The 20,383-nt window shown below is 54.2% G+C and carries 17 protein-coding genes and 2 pseudogenes; 14 read left to right on the plus strand and 5 right to left on the minus strand.

Features of this window, described 5'->3' with window-relative positions; translation table 11 throughout:
* Positions 1-117: 117 nt before the first annotated feature.
* The 7 genes and pseudogenes from AACU78_RS04095 to AACU78_RS04125 form a co-directional block, all read left to right on the plus strand.
* Positions 118-309, plus strand: a pseudogene (locus AACU78_RS04095) (FKBP-type peptidyl-prolyl cis-trans isomerase); the annotation flags it as partial.
* A 60-nt stretch (positions 310-369) separates the two neighbouring features.
* Complete coding sequence (locus tag AACU78_RS04100; RefSeq protein WP_106579950.1) at positions 370-2,103, plus strand: recombinase family protein; 1,734 nt, start codon at positions 370-372, stop codon at positions 2,101-2,103.
* Between the two features lie 281 nt (positions 2,104-2,384).
* Complete coding sequence (locus AACU78_RS04105; RefSeq protein WP_146151464.1) at positions 2,385-2,636, plus strand: hypothetical protein; 252 nt, start codon at positions 2,385-2,387, stop codon at positions 2,634-2,636.
* A 662-nt stretch (positions 2,637-3,298) separates the two neighbouring features.
* Complete coding sequence (locus tag AACU78_RS04110; RefSeq protein WP_106579951.1) at positions 3,299-3,481, plus strand: hypothetical protein; 183 nt, start codon at positions 3,299-3,301, stop codon at positions 3,479-3,481.
* Entirely contained in the window at positions 3,481-3,744 is a 264-nt protein-coding gene (locus AACU78_RS04115) for a hypothetical protein (RefSeq protein WP_106579952.1), read from the plus strand. Before AACU78_RS04110 ends, AACU78_RS04115 begins: the two co-directional genes overlap by 1 nt.
* Positions 3,734-4,210, plus strand: a complete 477-nt coding sequence (locus AACU78_RS04120) for a hypothetical protein (protein ID WP_106579953.1) — start codon at positions 3,734-3,736, stop codon at positions 4,208-4,210. Before AACU78_RS04115 ends, AACU78_RS04120 begins: the two co-directional genes overlap by 11 nt.
* Before the next feature lie 1,508 nt (positions 4,211-5,718).
* A complete protein-coding gene (locus AACU78_RS04125) occupies positions 5,719-6,345 on the plus strand; it encodes a recombinase family protein (RefSeq protein ID WP_106579954.1) in 627 nt (208 codons plus the stop codon).
* Positions 6,346-6,753: 408 nt separating this feature from the next.
* Here AACU78_RS04125 and AACU78_RS04130 read toward each other — a convergent pair whose 3' ends face one another.
* Positions 6,754-7,434, minus strand: coding sequence for a hypothetical protein (locus AACU78_RS04130; RefSeq protein ID WP_146151465.1), 681 nt, complete (start codon positions 7,432-7,434; stop codon positions 6,754-6,756).
* A 142-nt stretch (positions 7,435-7,576) separates the two neighbouring features.
* Positions 7,577-8,659 (minus strand): DUF6575 domain-containing protein, encoded by a 1,083-nt coding sequence (locus AACU78_RS04135; protein WP_146151466.1) that lies wholly within the window; start codon positions 8,657-8,659, stop codon positions 7,577-7,579.
* A 639-nt stretch (positions 8,660-9,298) separates the two neighbouring features.
* Between AACU78_RS04135 and AACU78_RS04140 the strand changes: the two are divergent.
* From AACU78_RS04140 to AACU78_RS04165, 6 genes and pseudogenes are all read left to right on the plus strand, one after another.
* Positions 9,299-9,466, plus strand: a pseudogene (locus tag AACU78_RS04140) (FKBP-type peptidyl-prolyl cis-trans isomerase); the annotation flags it as partial.
* Between the two features lie 12 nt (positions 9,467-9,478).
* Complete coding sequence (locus AACU78_RS04145) at positions 9,479-10,081, plus strand: GNAT family N-acetyltransferase (protein ID WP_106579955.1); 603 nt, start codon at positions 9,479-9,481, stop codon at positions 10,079-10,081.
* An 811-nt stretch (positions 10,082-10,892) separates the two neighbouring features.
* Positions 10,893-11,609, plus strand: coding sequence for an MgtC/SapB family protein (locus AACU78_RS04150; RefSeq protein WP_106579957.1), 717 nt, complete (start codon positions 10,893-10,895; stop codon positions 11,607-11,609).
* Positions 11,610-11,910: 301 nt separating this feature from the next.
* Positions 11,911-12,537 carry a response regulator transcription factor gene (locus tag AACU78_RS04155; protein ID WP_106579958.1) on the plus strand — a complete coding sequence of 209 codons (627 nt, stop codon included), beginning with the start codon at positions 11,911-11,913 and terminating at the stop codon, positions 12,535-12,537.
* Positions 12,538-12,543: 6 nt separating this feature from the next.
* Positions 12,544-16,173, plus strand: coding sequence for a transporter substrate-binding domain-containing protein (locus tag AACU78_RS04160; protein ID WP_106579959.1), 3,630 nt, complete (start codon positions 12,544-12,546; stop codon positions 16,171-16,173).
* Positions 16,174-16,297: 124 nt separating this feature from the next.
* Entirely contained in the window at positions 16,298-16,720 is a 423-nt protein-coding gene (locus AACU78_RS04165) for a chemotaxis protein CheY (RefSeq protein WP_106579960.1), read from the plus strand.
* Here the strand turns inward: AACU78_RS04165 and dkgB are convergent.
* The gene (gene dkgB / locus AACU78_RS04170) at positions 16,717-17,535 is read right to left on the minus strand and encodes a 2,5-didehydrogluconate reductase DkgB (RefSeq protein ID WP_106579961.1); all 819 of its coding nucleotides are present in this window, start codon (positions 17,533-17,535) and stop codon (positions 16,717-16,719) included. The genes AACU78_RS04165 and dkgB overlap by 4 nt on opposite strands.
* A gap of 193 nt (positions 17,536-17,728) precedes the next feature.
* On the opposite strand from dkgB, the gene AACU78_RS04175 reads away from it, so the two are divergent.
* Positions 17,729-18,124, plus strand: coding sequence for a carboxymuconolactone decarboxylase family protein (locus AACU78_RS04175; protein WP_106579962.1), 396 nt, complete (start codon positions 17,729-17,731; stop codon positions 18,122-18,124).
* 6 nt (positions 18,125-18,130) lie between these two features.
* Here the strand turns inward: AACU78_RS04175 and AACU78_RS04180 are convergent, their stop codons facing one another.
* Positions 18,131-18,946: a PP2C family protein-serine/threonine phosphatase gene (locus AACU78_RS04180; RefSeq protein ID WP_106579963.1), complete on the minus strand. Its 816-nt coding sequence runs from the start codon at positions 18,944-18,946 to the stop codon at positions 18,131-18,133.
* Positions 18,943-20,379: a serine/threonine-protein kinase gene (locus tag AACU78_RS04185; protein WP_106579964.1), complete on the minus strand. Its 1,437-nt coding sequence runs from the start codon at positions 20,377-20,379 to the stop codon at positions 18,943-18,945. The genes AACU78_RS04180 and AACU78_RS04185 overlap by 4 nt, the downstream gene beginning before the upstream one ends.
* Between the last annotated feature and the right edge of the window lie 4 nt (positions 20,380-20,383).

Raw genomic sequence — 20,383 nt, forward strand, 5'->3', positions numbered from 1 at the left:
GGCTGCGAGCGGGCAGGGGGCATTGCTGCCCGCACTTCGTTGGGCCGTGCGCAGGTGCTTGCCAAACGCCGGTGATTCTGGGAAAACGCCCACCTTCTGGTATTCAACGAGCACCCCATGAGCAACCAAGACCTTCAGATCACTGACATCCGCCTGGGCGACGGTAAAACCGTGGTCAAGGGCGCACTGATTACCACCCAATACACCGGCACCCTGGAAGACGGCACGGTGTTCGATTCGTCCTGGGAACGCGGCAAGCCGTTTCAGTGTGTGATCGGCACCGGACGCGTGATCAAAGGCTGGGACCAGCTTTGTGCTAGGTGACACTACGTTGTATCCTGCCCTTTTGTGCAGCAGGAAGCAGGCAGTATGCCGTTAGCTATTCCCTACATTCGCTTTAGCAGTGCCCGTCAGACAACGGGCAGCAGTGCCGAACGTCAGCAGCAGATGGTGACCCAATGGCTCGCAGAACATCCTGAGTACACCCTGTCCGATCTCACCTACAAAGACTTTGGAAAATCTGGCTACCATGGTGAACACGTAAAGGACGGTGGTGGCTTTGCCAAGCTATTGGCCGCTGTCGAAGCTGGTGATATCAAAGCGGGTGATGTTGTCTTGGTAGAAGCGATTGACCGTACAGGCAGGCTTCATCCGCTAGACATGTTGAACAAGGTGATAACACCAATCCTTGCTGCCGGTGTATCCATCATCACCCTTGATGACAAGGTGACGTACACCCATGAATCAGCAGCAAGCGGTCACTTGTTCTTGCTTGTAGCTAAGATACAAGCAGCTTATGGCTACTCAAGACAGCTGAGTGAGCGTACAAAGGCCAGTTATTCGATACGCCTTGAAAAAGCCAAAGAAGGAATGAAGGTAAAGCGTAATACGCCTATCTGGCTTCACAGTGATGGAAGGTTGAATGATGATATTGCACCCTACATCAAGCAAGTATTTGAGTTGTATGTGTCTGGTGTTGGCAAGACGGCAATTGCTAATCGTCTTAGAACAAGCGGTGTGCCAGAGTTGGCAACATGTTCTGGACCAACTGTAGAAGCATGGTTAAGGAATCACGCGGCGATAGGCAGTTGGGAATATGGTAAGGATGATCCAGATAAACCCTCACAGATCATTCGTGGTGTGTACCCACCTGTAATTTCCAATGAATTGTTCCTGCAAGCACAACAAAGAAAGATCGCGGTAGCAACAAAGCCCAGAGAGCGTACCTCAAAGAATTTCCTGATTGGTATAGTGAAGTGCGGTGTGTGTGGTGCAAACCTAATCATTCATAACAAAGAAGGTAAACCTAACAATATGAGGTGTCTTACACACCATCGTCTCAAAGATGCCGGTTGTACGAACAAAGAAACGATACCTTATCAGGTTGTTCACTTTATCTATTTGCAGACTGCACCCTCTTGGGTTGACAGAGCAATGAAGGTGGTTCAGCTCAGCGTGAATGATAAACGAAAGCTTTACCTTGCAGGTGAGCGTGAGGAAGTGACAAAATCAATCGAAAGATTAGTAAGGTTGTCAGCACTGGGTGATTCGGTTGAGTTAGAAGCACAGTATAAACTTGCAACCGACCGACGCGCACTAATTGACAATGAGTTAGATGTACTAAGTCGTAGGGCGGACGATGGTTTTACATCAAAGTCTGCGTCAATCCTTGAAAATTATGAATCAACATTGGATCATGATCGTCTTGCTTTCCATGACCCCATACAACTTTCGGCATTGCTGAAGCAAGCAGGGTACTCAATAACTATACAACCCCGACGCAAGCTTTATCTGCCTGACGATAATGAGCCATGGATTTATACCGGCGTTGCTCGTAAAGGGAACACTACATTAGGTTATCGGATTCAAGATGGTGAAATGGAATACACTATTTCAAATGTTATACCTGAACCGCTCGATGTACGTGAGTACAACAATACAGGTGATGACTTAACACATATGATGGGGCGGTCATACAAACATGTTAAATCACCTACACCACTCAGCCCGACAGGCGAACGGAACGTCAAGGGTATGGCTGTTGAGAGCTTTGAAAGTGCAGATGCAGCAATGCAACACGTAATTTCCGGCGTTGAAAAATAATTTAAAATAGTTGTTGACAAGCGCTCAACGGTATTGACTTTTCGCGGAAAATCCATATAATGGATAGCATAAGGAGGAGATAACTAACGTCACACCAGTACCCTCGAATGTACCCTGTGCTTTATTGATAATCAGCCCATCCTTCTGGTCTGTCAGTAATGGTTAGTGATCCCTCCGCTAAATTCTAGAACCGTACTCTTAAACCAGTACGGTTTTTTTATTTCCGCACAACAACACTTGATTAAACCCTTTATAACCAACCCTTCACCGGAGGTACAACTATGCCTGTCGTAAAACTATGCCTGTCATGCAACAAGTCCTTAGCTGGTTACCGTAAACACGCTCAAACCTGTGGTTCCACCTGCCGTGGAATTAAATTCAGAGCAAACAAAGAAGTAGTTGTACCTTTGAAAATTGCTTTCAGTGTCAAGCACTTTGAAGCAGTCAAAACTGCCGCTGAATCTGCTGGTGTTTCCATCGCCCAATATGCCCATGACCAATTGGTACAAACTATGGAGGCTTCACCATGGTAATTAAGCTCAACGTTGAAGCTGTACAACAGTTGGAAGCTCTGATGGTACGGACTGGATACACCAATCACACCCATTGTCTCAATGTAATGATATCCAGCGTCACGAACAACCTGCGTAGGCTGGACTTGAAGAAGGCGAAGTCAGCAAACATCTAACACCTCTCACACCCCATTCATCCTACTACTTTCAACCTACAGAGTAAGGATCAACATATCGACAAGGAATAGAAATTGAATTACATATGTATACATAAGCCCTCGCAACTGATTCAGAAAGTGATAACCAGTTCAGCAGTACCCAAGCCAGACAAAGACCATAGCTTCCACGAAGCCTCAATCATCGTTCTCAATCATTTCTACAAGCTATACAAGAAAGCATTGTCTAAAGGTGTACATGTGTCTGTTGGTGAACTTATGGCTAGCTCTCCAAGCTTTAGAGAACAAGTCAGTAATGGTAAACAAAGTAAGGTTGAGCTTGTTACCACTCGTTATCGCTGAGCCTCTATAAGGCGCCTACAGCCCTAAATATCTGCCGCCCTAGGCTACCCTATAGCTTGCCACTTTTAAGCCTCTGTAAGCCATGTAAATCAAGGGTTTAATATGCCAAATCGCCCTTATGGCAGCCTAGTTTCAATACAAATAAGCCAAAAGGATAAACAACAGATGAATACGCCACTACTCGAAAGGCACCTTGCCATGCTGCAAATGAAGCATTACTTATCGTTGCAGCAATCTGCAATTGCTACTGGTGACCACAATGAACACCGCCGTGTAGCTGCAATGCTTGATAAACTTGTTAGTGAATATGGTGTTCAAGCCTTGCGTCAAGCTCAGGAAGAACTGTGATGAGTACCACCCCGGATTCCTTTAGTCGAGGACTAATAAGGGCATTCGAAAGGCAGCGTGCAAAAGGAACGACACGGCAACAAGTCACACAAATTGTACAGAAGGCCGACGACAGTAATGATGCGATCATCATGAACGATTCAAAAACCAGTGATGTATTCAGCGCCATTACTAAGCTTAGCGATGAACAATACAGAACCGCCATCATCGAAGCGGCGGTAAATCATATTAGACAGAAAAAGGAAAAGCAAAATGACTACTAAAATCACCATACAGGGTGCCGCGCCTAAGTTTGACGAGAAAGTTTTGAAGGGACTGCAAGCAGCACGACATATTGTTTATGAACAGACTGATGAATCCACGGCGTTCGTACGGGGGGAAATACCAGTTCAATTCTTGACCAGTGTGATTGATCATCATGATAAGGGTTACACGCTAAATCTGAAGTATCCGGTCTCTTTTGGTTCGGGCAGCTATTGGTGTCGTATGGATAAGCCTGACTCCATTAAAATTGGCGAATGCCAAGCGCTTGATGCTCAAGTAAAGCTTGAGTACATCGCTTGGCTTGAAAGCGAACATGATCGGTATAAGAAATTGCTTACGGAGCAACTGCTAGCAGCAGCTGAGGCTAAGGAAAAACAGAAAGAAGAACTCAAGCGGGCCAAACTACTTGAGTCGATCAGGGAGGAGGTTAATGACGCCTACGGCGAAGCACTGGTCATTCCCTGAATAATCCAGTGAAAGACGCTGCTAGCGATACCTGCTAAAAGCTCCCACAACGGCTTTACAGAGCGTTTCCTAATGCAATCCTACCCAACATCGCCCCGACGCCCTACCAAGGCGTGCCGGGGCTTTTTTGTGCCTGTAGGAAAGGTGGTGACCGTTCCACTTTTCCAAACGAGAATGGCCACCAAATAGGAATAGGTCTTGACAACTGGAAAAATACCTGTATAATAGAGCTTAAGCGAACGAGTGATAACGAGTGAGCATAAGATCAAAAGCTTTATATTAAAGATCAAGAGCTTGTTATATTAGAAGATGTATATTATCTCGTATACGAGATAGTAGTTATATAAGAATAGTAAGAGAAAGAGAGATGTAAGACATCTCAAAAAACAAAGAGTATAATCTTTAAAGAATAACTATTCTATCGTATACGATAGGAAGTATATTTAGAAGTATTGTGTTCTGTCGTGTACGACAGGGAATAACTACCCTGTTGTCACAGAAGACAAGTCAAAAGCGAGATGGCTATCGCTACTCATCTCTACTGAAAAGCACTTCACTTCGTTCAGCTTGCGGACACGTTTTTGTATATAGAGTTAACAAACTTCTACAGAGCCATTCCTGATTGTCAATCAGATTTAGCACTCTCTGTGTAAACGTACACAGTAATACAACTGGAGAACATTCAGGGGAGAGAGCGAAAGTGAAGCCAAACACCAGACATTCTCTCCTCACCGCTGAACGGTGAATGCAACATTCTCAACAATCATACTTTTGATGGTTTACCATCGTCACTTCTCAATACCAATACCAAGCCTGTCGGCCTCTGATTGCTCACACAGCGTCAGGGGCTTTTTTATGGACGATGATATTTTCCATTTAAAAATTCGTACCACATTCGGTTGCCATCATGGTTGATCGCTATCAGGAGCATTATCAGGGATATAACTACACCCATCACATACGAATTTACACACCACCTCCCTACAGCCCTGATTTTATAAGGGTTGAGTCATTTTTGCGTTAAGCACAAGTCTCACTTTCTCCCTGATTTCCTCGCAAGCAATGCAATCTGGTTGATTTTGAGAAGAAAGCTAGTCACAGCCAGTGCTGGATGATCACCCATCAGCAAGTTAGCTACAAACCCCCTGTGATATCCGCTGGGCGTTGTTAGCTCCTATCCTATGGCATCGCTTAGGTATCAGCGGCAATACCGTCGTGCGTCACTCAGGAGCGTCTGAGCCATAATCTTTGTAACCTCTCATAGACTATGTTCCTGACAGACGACAACCTCGCCAATATCGCCACGGCAGACGTGTTGAACCTTACACGGAGTAAACTACAACCCAACGAGTCGCCAGCGTGCCATTAAGGGTGTACATCAGGCACCACAGGATAGCTGTACATAAAGTATCCAAAACAAACCCCGAAAGAACGTGAATACATTTATTGACACACCCCTCGTGACACATCAGTATGTGATACATCCTAAATGACACGCAGGGGCTTCAATGTTTATCCGTGCCTACCTTCGGGCATCAACCTCTGAGCAAGATGCCAGCCGTGCCAAAGCAGCCCTTGTATCGTTCGCTGCTGAAAATGGTCATAAGATCGCAGCCTTCTACATAGAGAATGAATCAGGCACGAAGCTGGAACGTCCTGAGTTGTTCCGTCTATTGGAAGACAGTCATGAAGGCGATGTGCTGTTGATTGAACAAGTCGACAGACTCTCCCGCTTGTCTCCTGATGATTGGGCAACACTGAAAGCTAAGATCGCAGCCAAGAAAGTGATAGTGGTATCCCTCGACCTGAGCACCAGTCACGCAGTATTGAAACCAACCGAAGGTATGAACGACTTCACAAAGGGAATGATTGCAGCGATCAATGGCATGTTGCTCGACATGCTGGCTGTAGTCGCTCGTAAGGACTATGAAGACCGTCGTCGTCGTCAGGCTGAAGGTATCGAGAAGGCGAAGCAGCAGGGCTCCTACAAAGGTCGTAAGGCGGACACAGAACTGCGCAACCGCATTACAACACTGCTGAGTGACGGCAAGAGTATTCGTTCAGTTGCTGGGCTATTGGAGTGCAGCACAACCACAGTCCAAAAGGTGAAGGCATCTATCAATCCAGAGTTATAAGCAAAGCTCACAGGAGCAACGAGAAAGCAGGGTGAGCTGGTGCATTCCCACTCGGTTAAACCTTCCTATACGCACTCCTACGCAGTCCTATGCGTCACCTCAGACACCCCGCCGGATTTCTGCATTCTTTGACGGGGGTGTTCTGCCAAAAAACCTAAGGCGTTAAACCCATCAGACCAATATCCATACCTACCGGATTTGGCCAGCTGCAAATGCGGATTGGGCTTGGAATCGAGAATCGAAATACAAGGGGGTTGAATGTTTTGGGGGAGCCTTATTCATCCTCTAGTACTTGTTCTACAACGAAATAATGAAATCACTCTATGTGATCGAGGCGCGATCTAAATGCGGAGATCTGAAGCGGGAGGAGGCAAGTCACAAGTATGAAAATAATGCATTTAAATCAAGTTATGGGTAGAAATGTTTGTACAGGAATATCCCTAAAGAACTAAATCCAAGCAAGTATGGTGAGATTAGATCAAGTGTCTCTCGATATTTGATCCAGGCTTCTAGTCGATATTTCATCTCAGTAAGCAGCAGCTTCCGAAACTCAGCCTTGCTCCAGCTTTCCGTATAGCCATTTAGGTCAATGTATTCAGTGTAAGTGTGTTCTCCATAATAATCATGCGTTCCTGTTGATGAGTACGCAATACTTCTCTTTAGTAGACCTGTCTTTATATATGTTGGTGATTGTAATCCGGGTTCATCACCTCCATAGATGTCGATCTTTCTTCCAAGCAATCCTCCAACTGATTCACTTTCCTGATCATAATAGAAAACCTTGAAATCATTTAGCAATCTAGTCGACCAGAAGTTATATAGCTGAGCATGATATTTTTCCGAATATGCAAAATATCTAAACATGCAGCACGTTACGGCGAGTGCCAGTAAATATTTGAGACCCGCGTGGTTCGTAAATTCTATCTTAAAGATGAAGGTGTTAGCTTCTTTGATTTCTGCGCCACTTGCAATTAGAGCTATTAATAATAGCGAGACAAATGTTAATGCTCTTCGCTTAGACTTGAATCCTGTGTCGCCGTCCATGGCATTTCTGAATCCATCTACAGTCATGTTGGCTTTTTGTGTCATGGCGACCCTTTAAATTTAGCTTCAAGCGAAGATATCAAAAAGTTGGTAGCGACCGGCTCGCAAGCCAAACTAGCAGTTGGGTTTGAACGGGTTTAGCCTTTTTTGTTAATCGTAAATATAACTTTGAGTGTTGTGCGTTGCATTAAGTGGCGTCCGGGTTTATAAGCTTCGATTCACCTAAGAAAAGTCTCCCGGTAATCAGGTATGGTCGTAATTTTCTTAGTCGTCTATAGTAGGCGAGTAGGACGCGAAGCTGGTGTAGGGCGTCTATGTTGAGGTAGGCAAAAGACGTTCTGTAGCCTTCCCATTGCATTAGTCGAAAGAAAAATTCTATTAGTTCATTTAGGCGTACGGTTACTTCTGTTGTGAGGTTTACAGTAACAGGGTTGCGGTCATCGTCAAATCCAGAGATTCTATTGTCTTTGAAGTATCTGTACACGCTTGCATAATATTGTTCAAGTGCAACGTAGGAGTCGTTGTTTTGGATTTGCAATGCGGATATTTCAATCCGTCTAGCAAGTTCTGGCAGCAGATCAAGTTTAATATGTCCCGGCGAGTTAAATCGCAGTTCGGTAACTTGTGCGCGATGAATCGACGGAGTCACAGCGTTGAGTCCAGTAAACAGATGTACTGCACTAAAACCACCAGTCCAACTGCCAGCTAAGCGACTTAAAGCTCCCCGCACAGCACTGCGATCCAAGTGTTCTAATCCGTAGTGAAATGAATACAGTTGCTGGTAAACTTTCGGGATGACTGATATGTCGTCGAGGTACATATCTCCATCAAGTCCCAGAAAATATTCTTCACTGACTTCTTCGGCTAATTTTGCGGCTGCTTGAGTTGCGATTGCTGGAGCAAGATATGAATCTTGGTCGGGTAAATATTCTTGAGGCAAGTTTTGCCAAGTGGTTTGCTGTATCGAGTTTCTTCTGTTAGGGGCTGATCCGGTGTGGAAAATAATTAGCCATTCGGACTCCTGATACACCGTAAGAAGAGTTTTTTCTTGCTCAAGATAATCTCTAAGCGATTTTCGTCCAATGGGTATTACACACCACCTATTTCGGGTTTCAGTACAGTCCAACCATGCATACAGTAAGTCGTTACCAAACTCACCTTTGTACAAGCTCAGTAATGGCCCTTCAAACTCGATAAGGTCGGCATTCCAAGAATGTTTGGAAAGAACTTTTGGTTCCACCTTTGGGCCAGCGATTCGAGGAAAACTCATGGTATAGCTCTCAAGGCCGATATGCTGCTCTGCAAAGCACTTGCCGAAAATGGATGCAAGTCAAAATGACCGTAGCGATCAGCCGAGGTACATGCACCGTCAGCCGGAGTTATCAGTACGTTCGCGGCGTACCCTCCGAAGATTTTGCGGGCTTTAGGAAAGCTCCTTTGTACACTCTGAAATGCGCTAACGCTCTGGTCGTAAGAGCAATACATGGATAAACCCCAGCATGAGCATTTTTCAGCTGGATCGGTTGCCTTGAGCAGTCTTGGCGGATTGCGAACACCTACAGGAGCGAAGCACTGTGCGCTCACCGGGTCGGCGACCCACCTCCAAGCATCCCTTTGAATAAGAACAGACCCTTGGGGGGGGCACTGGAAGCCCTTCATACATAACTCAGTTAGCTGAGCACCATACGTATATGACATAAAAGTCCCTTTTACGCGCCAAATCTGCGTTAAATATCATCGAGCCATCATTTCACAAATGCCTCACGTTAGAAAGCTCGCTCAAACACTGTATTTTCTGACGAGTCGCGATGAAAGAGCCACACCTCTGGGGACTTTATTGCCGTTACAAGGCGAATGAGTATCGTTTGTGATACTTGATTTTGTGAGGTGGTGGTAGTGTTATATACGAAAAGGTTGTGACCAAGGCTTGATGGGCATGCGCGTTGGCGGTGTACGCACATTGTATGTACCGGCGCACCTGGCGTATGGCGAGCGTTCGATGGGCGCGCACATCAAACCCAACAGCAATCTGCGTTTTGAAATCGAGTTGCTGGAAGTGCTGACGCGCGATGACTGAGGGAAAGTGAACATGGACGTTGATGTTGAGGCGCTGCCGGGCTGCTGCGTCGCGGGCATCCGGGTGGTTGAATTGCTGGGCAGCGATGCGGCTGAGCTGCAGCATTTTTTCGAACAGGCGCCGGCCTATTTCATCGCGGTCAATGGCGAGCCGGCCACGCCGACTGAAGCGCGCGAAGAACTGCAGGGTTATTTGCCGGCAGGGTGGCGCTGCAGCCGGATGTACTGGCTGGGTTACCGCGATGCGCAGGATCAGTTGGTCGCCGTGGTGAACATTGCCGCGGACTTGCTCGCTGCCGGGGTCTGGCATATCGGATTGCTGCTGGTGCATACGCGTTTGCACGGCACCGGGCTTGCGCGACAGTTGCATGCCGATCTCGAATCCTGGGCGGCGAGCAAAGGCGCCCAATGGCTGCGGCTGACGGTGGTGGTCGGCAACACCAGGGCCGAGCGGTTCTGGCCCAAGCTTGGGTATGTGCCGGTGCGCACCCGCGAGGGCATCACGATGGGGCGACAGGTGAATACGGTATCGATTCAGGTCAAGGCAGTGGCGGGTGGCCGGATGGATGAATACCTGGAGAAGGTCGGGCGCGATCGGCCGGGTACGCCGTCATAACCGGTGTACCTAAGCCTGGTGCGCAGGGGCCACTTCACTCTCATCTTTGATCGGGGTGACGCTTGAAGAATGGTTCCTGAACTCACCCTGAAGAAGCGGCCTGTTCGTCATCGGTAAACTTTCCTACGGTTTACTCACGCGAAAACGCGGCGTAAACTCCGCGCGTTTTCATCAATAGCGGAGACCCTCAGTGGGTACTTGTTCGAGTGACAGTTGTCGGCCGGTTTCAGTAACCGGCACATCCTTGGCAAGATAACGCGCATTCTTCCTGTGCCGTTGTCTCGCCTGAAAAAAGCGAGAAGCGGCATTCCGGCAGCGGCCAGTCCTGGCACCTGCCTGCATCCCTCTCATCGACGCTGACCAGCACCTGAAAGCATTCAGGCTGCTACGGACGCGCCTGCCTTTTACGGTGGGCGGGCCAAGCTGACTGTGCCGGTCAAACCGGCGCGGCGCAGACGGTCGTACCTGCACGAAGGTTTCCTCGCGCAGGAGTTACACCATGCATCTCATACGGCTCAGGGCGTTCTTCGCCGGCTTGCTGCGGACCGGGCCTGTCGCTCGTGCGAGGGTGTCAGCACCCGTAATGCCACTGCCTTGCGCGTGCAGTACGGTGTCAATGAGGTCGAGCACAAGCAGGCAGCTGGTGTGGCGAGTGCCCGCGTGGCACCCATTCAACCGGCTGCCGACCCGGACGCTGATCGTGCGCATGATCCGCATCTCGAACATCCCGTTTCTGCACAGTCGCTGACCCAGGCGGGGAAGGGTTTCTATATCTGTAAGTTTGGCTGGCAATAAACAGGGAGGATTTCCTATGCAAGCAATCAACAACATCAACCTCAATTCCTTGGTCGATACGGTCGTCAGCCTCAGCGCGGCGTTTATCCTCGGTGGCTTGATCGGCTTCGAGCGTCAGTACCGCCAACGCACGGCAGGTTTGCGCACCAATGTGCTGGTGGCCGTGGGCGCGGCGATTTTTGTCGACATGGCCAACCGGCTGGGCGGCGCGGAAGGCGCGGTTCGGGTGGTCGCGTATGTGGTCTCGGGCATCGGCTTTCTGGGCGCTGGCGTGATCATGCGCGAAGAAGGCAACGTGCGCGGTCTCAACACTGCCGCCACCCTCTGGGCCTCGGCAGCCGTGGGCGCTTGTGCGGGCGCCGACCTGATCCTCGAAGCGCTGCTGGGCACGCTGTTTGTGTTGGCGGCCAACACGCTGCTGCGCCCGATCGTCAACAACATCAACCGTCAGCCTCTGGACGTGGTGTCGGCAGAGGTGACCAACATCCTCTATGTCATCGCGCGGCGCAGCCAGCAACAGGCGGTGATGGTGTTGCTCGAAGCCGAGCTGGCGCGCTGCAACTACCCGGCGAGCGACGTTGACGTTCGGCCATTTGGCAGTGAGGAAGTGGAGATCGAGGCCACCCTAGTCGCCACCTCGGTAGACGGCGACGAACTGGATGCGCTGGTAGCGCGTATTTCCGCATCGACCCTGGTGGTGCAGGCCTTCTGGAGCCCGAGTACCACTGATTGACCGGCGCGCCTCACGCATGACCAGGCGCTGGCTTGGTCATGTTTCGTGAGGAAAAGTCCTACATACGCTTGGGACTATCCCTTCCGATGAAACGTCATTTCGTTGCTAAGGTTGCGCGCTTGCAGCTAGCCGGCGGCATCGGTTTGGCTGTACGTGTTCGGCCGGTTTCAATCGAAGGGACCAGGAACAGCCTGGTTATTGTCCTGAGTAGGTGCAGCACCGCTGGTCGGCACTGTCATTTCTCACAGGTACCTGTGTCCCGTGTCATGTGTAAGGGTACTTATCCTCTCAGGGGAGTTTTATGACTAAAGCGCTAATAGTTGATGATCATCCGTTTATCCGTAAAACCGTCCGGCACCTGCTGACGCTGGAAGGGTTCACCGAAATCGATGAAGCGGGCAACGGTGCGGACGCTGTGCAGAAGGCCAGAGAGGGGCGTCCGGCGTTGATCATTCTTGATTTGGCCATCCCGAAGCTGGGGGGGCTTGAGGTGATCAGCCGGGTCAAGGCGTTGGGGCTGCCGTGCAAGATTCTGGTACTGACTTCGTACCTTCCGGAGTTTTTTTCGGCGCGTTGCATGCGTGCCGGGGCCATGGGATTCGTGGCCAAGACCGGTGAGCTCGATGAGCTGCAAAAGGCTATCAAAGCGGTGATGTCAAACTACAGTTGCTTCCCCAGCTTGCCGAGCAGTTCAGTGCGCCGTGACGATCTGCAGTCCACGGAACAGGAACTGGTGCAAGCCCTGTCAGATCGCGAGTTGGCGGTGTTGCAGATGCTGGCCCTGGGCTTGGGCAATAACGAAATTGCCAATCAGATGTTACTCAGCCACAAGACCATCAGCACCTATAAAACGCGACTCAAGGAGAAGCTGCGCATGTCGTCTGTGGTCCACATGGCCAAGTTTGCACAGCGTAATCATCTGATCTGATTCGACATGATCCTTGCGCCGATGCGACGGTTCATCATTGCGCTGTTGATGGGCGTGCTGCCGATGATGGCCAGTGCCCTTGATCAGCCGCAAAACCTGCGCCTGCTGGGGCACTCCAGCCTCAATGGCCACTCCGTAACGCTGGGCGAAGCCGACTGGCAGTGGTTGCGGGGGCGGCGTGTGTTGCTGATGGGCGTTTCCGCGCCCGACTACGGGCCCTTCGAACTGACCAACAACAACGACGAAATCGAAGGCATCACGGCGGACTATGCCGGGTTGCTCGCCCAGGCGCTGAATATCAGCGTTGAAGTGCGGCGCTACGACACCCGCGACGAGGTGCTCGAAGCCCTCAAGCAAGGCGCCATTGACCTGCTTGGGACGTCCAATGGTTTTGAGGCGGGCGACCCGCAACTGGTGCTTTCGCGTTCTTACGCCAATGACCAGCCGGTGCTGGTTACCCGCACCGGCGACAGCCAATCCCTGAGTGTCGGCCTCGCAGGCAAGCGCATCGCCATGCTCTATCACTACATGCCGCCCGACGTGGTTGAGGCTTTTTACCCCAAGGCCCACGTGGAGCTGTTTCCGTCTATTTTCGAAGCCATTGGCGCCGTCGCGTTCGGTCGCGCCGATGTCTACCTGGGCGACGCCATCTCTGCCAATTACCAGATCAACCGCAACCACTTGAACAATGTGCAAATGGCGGATTTTTCCACGCTGGAATCCAATTCCTTCGCCTTTGCCGTGCTCCGGGACAACACGCGCTTGCTGCGCATCGTCAACACTGCGCTGAGGGCAATCCCGGCGAACGAACAGATGGAAATATTGCGTCGCTGGAACGGTGACAACCTGGGCCTGCTCGGTGCCGAGCGGTTGCACTTGAGCACCAGTGAGCAGCGTTGGCTGGAGAAACACCCGCGGGTCAGGGTAGTGGCGTCCGAGCAGATGCTGCCGTTGGCGTCCTTCACCGCACAAGGGCGACTGGAGGGGTTGAGTGCCGATGTACTGTCGCGGATCAGCCTGCGTACCGGCTTGAAGTTCGATGTCGTGTCCGGCGGCTCGATGCCTCAGCAGATTGACGCGGTCAGTACAGGCCGCGCCGACATGATGGCGGTGGTGACGCCCAGTATCGAAGGCTCTGATCAGGTGCGCTTTACCCGACCCTACCTGACCAACCCGGTGGTGCTGGTCACCCGCAATGACGACCCTGGCACGATGACCCTGGAGGACATGGTCGGCAAGCGTCTCGCGATCAGCAGTGGCAATGCCGTGCGCGACGTCATCAACCGCGATTACCCGGGGATTAACTTTGTGGCGGCGCGAAACCCCACCGAAGCCATGGCGCTGGTGGCCAGCGGCGCTGCCGAAGGGGCAGTCAACTCATTGATCAATGCGCGTTACCTGATCGCCCAGCAGTACCGCGACCGCTTGCGCGTGACCAGTACCGTCGGCGCCGAGCCGGCACGCATGACGTTCGGCGTCAATCGCGGCCAGCTGGAGCTGTACTCGATACTCGACAAAGCGTTGCTGAGTATCCCTCCGCAGGAGATGGATGAGCTGGTCAGCCAATGGCGCACGGATGTGATCATTGAAGACCATTGGTTGCGTCACCGCAGCGCGATCATTCAAGGCTTTGGCCTGGCGGCGTTGTTGCTGCTGATCACCTCCGGCTGGGCGATTTACCTGCGCAGCCTGATCCGCAAGCGCGCGCAGGCGGAACGGGCGTTGAGCGACCAGATGCGTTTTATGGGCGTATTGATCGACGGCACGCCCTATCCCATTTATGTGCGCGACCGCCAGGGCCGGCTGATGGCGTGCAACAGCGCTTACCTGGACGTGTTCGGCTTCAAGGCCGAGGCGGTGATCGGCAAGACCGTGATAGAAGCCGACAGCGGCAACTCTGCGCAGTCGCGGTCCTTCCATGAGGATTACCTGCGGTTGATGGTGCGCGGCGAGCCGCAGATCAATGACCGGCTACTCACGTTGCCGAGTGGCAAGGTGCTGACCATTTACCACTGGATGCTGCCGTACCGTGATGGGGACGAAAACGTGGTGGGCATGATTGCCGGCTGGGTGGATGTGAGCGAACGCCAACGGCTGTTGGGCCAGTTGCAGGAGGCCAAGGAAGACGCCGATGCCGCCAACCGCGCCAAGACCACGTTTCTGGCAACCATGAGCCATGAGATTCGCACACCGATGAACGCGGTGATCGGCATGATTGAACTGGCGCTCGCCAACGCCGAACAGGGGCGCGTCGACCGCGATGCCCTGGAGGTCGCCTCGGTTGCGTCGCGCGGCATGCTGGAGCTGATTGGCGATATTCTGGATATTTCCCGGATCGAATCCGGTCACTTGTCCCTGACCCTGGCGCCGGCCAATCTGCATGAATTGCTCACCTCGGTGGCGCGGGTGTTCGAGGGGCTGGCGCGAACCAAAGGCCTGGCGTTGCAGGTGGAACTCGACCCGCTGATTGATTATCCGGTGCTGATCGACTCCTTGCGGTTCAAGCAGGTGGTGTCCAACCTGCTGAGCAATGCGATCAAGTTCACGGCCCAGGGCCAGGTACGTCTGGGCGGGCGCAGTGCATCGGGGTCTGACACTGGCCATCTGGACCTCGTGTTATGGGTGGAAGACACCGGCATTGGCATCAGCAGTGAAGACCAGCAGCGTCTGTTCAACCCGTTTTTCCAGGGCAGCAACACCGAACAATCAGCGCGCAGCGGCTCGGGGCTTGGGCTGGTGATCAGCCGCAGCCTGTGTGAAATGCTGGGCGGCACGCTGCAGTTGAGCAGTGTGCCCGGGCAGGGCACGCGCGTGGACATGACGTTGACGTTGGCCAGGGCCACCGCAGCGCCAGTCGAGCGTGCCGGGCCGGCGCCAGTGGCCCGACCGGGCCGCGTACTGAGCATTTTGGTGGTCGACGACTACCCGGCCAATCGCTTGCTGCTGGCGCGCCAATTGCGCTTTCTGGGGCATCGCATCACCCTGGCCGAAGACGGTGTGCAAGGGCTTGAATGCTGGCAAGCCGAGCACCCGGATGTGGTGATCACCGATTGCAACATGCCCCTCAAGAATGGCTACACCTTGGCGCGTGATATCCGCGCACAGGAGCGTGCGCAAGGCTTGGTGCCGTGCTTGCTGCTGGGCTTTACCGCTAACGCGCAACCGGAGGAAACCGAGCGCTGCCGACAGGCAGGCATGGATACATGCTTGTTCAAACCCGCAGGTCTTGAGGACTTGCGCTCGGCACTGGCTGCGCTTGCGACCAGCCCAGGGGTATCAGACGTTGAGCAGGCATTTGATTTGAGCGCCCTGATCACGCTGACGGGGGACGATGACGCGGCGCTCCATGAACTGTTGATACCCTTGCTCGAAAGCCTTGAGGCAGACCGCGCGCTGCTGCCGGTGCTGCACCGCCAATTGAATTTTCGCGAACTGCATGACCTCGCCCACCGCGCCAAGGGCGGCGCACGGCTGGTCAGGGCGCACACGCTGATAACCCGCTGCGAAACGCTCGAGGAGGTGTGTCAACGCCAGGAGGGCGACGCGTTGGGCATGGCGGTTGAAGCGGTAGGCGAAGCCCTCGACGATCTGCATCGGCGGCTGAGCAGTTTTACGCTCGGTGCTGAGCGCGGTTGATGGCCGTTCAGTGGATTTGGGAGAACTCCTACATCAAGGGGGAACATACCTGATTTTGTCTTCGGGATATGTCTGGAAAATGGGCCACGCTCACTGACGAGCACAGCCTGCCCAGGGGTTTGCCATGCCGAACAAAGCACTGACCATCCTGATTGCCGATGAACAGCACCTGCAACGGCTGTACATCGAAAAAATGCTCAACCAACTGGGGTACCACCGGATTGTTCCGGTGCAAACCCTTGAAGAAGTTGAGGTTCTTACCGCCATCCCGGCCGAGCCATTCGACGTACTGATCATTAATGCGGGGTTGGCGGCCCAGGCCGGCGAGCCGCAGCCCCAGGTGCGCCATGTACTGGTCTATGACCATCAGGACCTGGATATTCCAGGCGGGGTACCGCCGACGCTGCTGGTCCGGCTGCCCGGCATGCCGGACACCGTCAACCTTGAGCACTTCATGGACATCATCGACCCACCCGAGGCCCACCGGGGCCTGCGGGTATTGCCGTGGCTGCGGGAGCTATCCCGCACGCCGGCGGCGGGGGTTTAGTCCCACTTCGGGGCGATGCCTTTAGGGCTGGTCAGGCGATGGCCGCGCTCCAGGCCGGCGATCTGCGCCATGTCGGCGGCGCTCAAGGTCAATTGCAGAGCCTTGAGGTTGCTGTCCAGATTGGCACGCTTGGTTGACGACGGAATCACCGCATAGCCCAATTGCATGGCCCACGCGAGGGTCACTTGCGCCGCAGTGGCTTGGTGGTGTTCGGCGATCTGCTGGATTACCGGGTCTTTGAGCACTTCGCCGTAGGCCAGGGTCATGTACGACGTAATCTGGATACCGTGGGCGGTGGCGAAATCCACCACCTTCTGGTTTTGCAGGTAGGGGTGCAGTTCGACCTGGTTGGTGGCGATGTTTTCGGCGCCCACCGCAGCAATCGCCTGCTTCATCAGGTCGATGGTGAAGTTGGAAATACCGATCTGGCGCGTCAGGCCCAGGCGCTTGGCTTCCAGCAACTGGCCCATGAATTGGGCGACAGGCACCTGGTCTTCCGGCGACGGCCAGTGGATCAGGGTCAGGTCCAGGTAGTCGGTCTTCAGTTTGCGCAGGCTTTCACGCAGGCTGGGAATCAACTGGCCTTCGGCGAAATTGGCGATCCAGATCTTGCTGGTGATGAACAGTTCATCACGTGGCACGCCGCTGTCGGCAATGGCTTGGCCGACATCCGCTTCGTTCTCGTAGATCTGCGCGGTATCGATGACGCGGTAGCCCAGTTCCAGGCCCGTGCTCACAGAGTCGATTACCACTTGGCCTTGCAGGCGGAAGGTGCCAAGGCCGAAGGCGGGAACGTTTTGCGTAGGGATAGACATCTGTAACTCCTGAAGGGGGGTGAACAATGGAGTCGAGTATCCACCCGACGTTCCTTTGGAAAAACCGCCGATCCCGAAAAGGACTCTTTACCAGAAGTCACGAGTGTCGCCGCGATAAAAAATGCGGCTTCACTTGCCACAGGTGGGCGCCGCACGGTATTCCAGAACACCCATTGTCAGCCCGGAACATGCCATGACCCAACACTTGACCGAATACGCCGACGCCAGCCCCGAGGTGCGCGCGGTGTATGACGACATCATGCAGACACGCAAGGTTGACCAGGTGAATAACTTCTGGAAATGCCTGGCCGCCCACCCGCCGACCCTGCGCCGCACCTGGGAAAGCCTCAAGGAAATCATGGCTCCCGGCGCACTGGACCCGCTGACCAAGGAGTTGCTCTACGTGGCTGTCAGCGTGACCAACAATTGCCCCTATTGCATCGCCTCCCACACGGCCGCCGCGCGCAAGGCCGGTATGACGGACGCGATGTTCGGCGAGTTGCAGGCGGTGGTTGGCATGGCCAATCAAACCAACCGCCTGGCCACCGGTTATCGCGTGCCGGTCGATGAGGTATTCAAGTGGCCGTGACATCGCTCAGCGGTCGAACCACGCCAGCAATACCGTCACGTTATCCCGCCCGGCGTATTCGCGGGTGAGGTCGATCAGGCGTTGGCACGCGGTTTCCAGCGTGTCGCGACGGGCCATGGCGAGGACCTGAAGCATTTCCTGGTGGGGCACGCAGCCGTGCAAGCCGTCGCTGCACAGCATCATCAGATCACCCGGTTGCACGGGTTGCACACGCACTTGCGGCTCCACCCGTGGTGCGGGGCCAACGGCTTGCAGCAACAGATTACGCGCGGGCAGCCGGTCGACCTTGCCGGCTTCGAGGGCTTGCTGGTACCAGGTCTGATCGCGGGTCAGCAGGCTCAACTCGCCGTCGCGGTAGCGGTACAGGCGGCTGTCGCCCACGTGAAATATCAGCAGCGGCCCTTCACCCTGTGGGCGCCACACGCCGGTGAGGGTGGTGCCCATGCCGCTGCCTTCGCTCATGTGACGGGCCACGTTTTGCTGGTAGACGCAGTGGTTCACCTGATCAATGGCGTTGTGCAGCAGGCTGGCGGCTTGCATGTCCGGGTCCGACCAGGTGGCGTCCGGGTCGGCGCCGTCATTGACCACCTCGACACTGTGAGCCTTGAGCGCCTGGCGCAAACGGGTGAGTGCCTCGGCGCTGGCCAACGCCCCCGCTTCGTGACCGCCCATGCCGTCAGCCACGGCCAGCAGCCCCATGGCCGGCTCAATCAGGAAGTTGTCTTCATTACGCTGGCGCACCGAACCGACATCACTGACCCCATAAGCAACCGCAGAGGCCAGACAATGAGGCCCGCAGGCGCTGAGTGGGGAATCGGTCATGGAAGGGGCTCGAAGCTGTTGAGGAACGCCAGGCGCTGGGCCTCGCTCTCGATGTGCTCGGCCAGCTGTTGCAGGAACGGCTGGCGCAGTGAGGTGGCGCGCAGGGCGCGGCTGACCACGATGCGAGCAATGGGGCCGATCAGCACGGCCAGGCGTTTCTCCGCCATGTGTGAGAGGGCCGGGTCAATAGGGTCCGGCATTGCCTCGGTGACGCTGTTGACGGTTGCGGGCAACTCGACAGCGGTGGGTTCGCTGACGGGCTCGACGGCTGTCGGTGGGTTGAGCCGCAAGAACAATGACTGGCTGGCGCGGGTGAATTGCTCACGGCCGCGCTCGGACGGAATGTGCGGCAGCAGCGCCGCGCAAATCGCGTCGAAATCGTCCGCGCCATTCAGGCTCTTACGCACCAGAAAACGCGCCAGTGGCCCGATCTGATGGGACAGCAGCGACTCCAGTTCAGGCATCACCGCGAGCTTCCACGGGGTGAGCGTCTCCACGGCTTGCGTCATGGCGACCGTGGCGCTGGGCAGGTGGTTGACGCCACTGCTCAGCGGCGGGTTCGGCCGCATCAGCACGGTGCGATCGTCGTCGATCTCGGCGTTGATCCAGGTGCCGGTGGTGGTGCCCGGCAAGGCTTCCAGGTCGTCAAGAAAAGCCTGCGCCGAGGAGTAGCGTGCGGCGGGGCGTTTGGCCAGCGCGCGCACGATCACGCTGTCCAGGGCCGGGTCCAGCGCCAGGTTCAGGCTCGATGGCGCCACCGGGGTCTGGTTGAGAATTTGCTGCATGACCATGGTCGCCGAGCCCGAGAACGGGCGCTCGCCGGTGAGCAATTGGTACAGCACAATGCCGGCGGAAAACACATCGGAACGCCCGTCAATCACGTCGCCGCAGAACTGCTCAGGTGACATGTAGCTGGGCGTGCCGATCATCGAGCCGGTCTGGGTCAGCGTGGAGGAATCCAGACGAGCCACGCCGAAGTCGGTGACCTTGACCTTGCCTTCGGCCGTGATCAGCAGGTTGGCGGGCTTGATGTCGCGGTGCACCACGCCTTTGGAGTGGGCGTATTCCAATGCCGACAGCAACTGGCGCATCCAGCCGAGGCTGTGGCTCAGGTCGCGCGGCGTTGGCGCCGCCAGCAACGTATTGAGGGGTGTGCCTTCAACGAACTCCATGGCGATGTACGCCGAGCCTTCGTCCTCGCCGTAGTCGTACACGCCGACGATGTTGGGGTGCATCAGCCGGCCGGCCGCCTGGGCTTCGTTCTTGAAGCGGCTGACCAACTCGGCGTGCTGGCTGTCACCGAACAGTTCCTTGCGGATCGTCTTGAGCGCCACGGTGCGGGCGATGTTCGGGTCGTACGCCTTGTATACCGTGCCCATCGCGCCTTTGCCGAGCACGCTGTCGATGCGGTATTTGCCCAGTTGTTCAAGCATGATC

The organism is Pseudomonas sp. R9.37 (assembly GCF_963878885.1).
In the GTDB taxonomy this organism is placed as follows: domain Bacteria; phylum Pseudomonadota; class Gammaproteobacteria; order Pseudomonadales; family Pseudomonadaceae; genus Aquipseudomonas.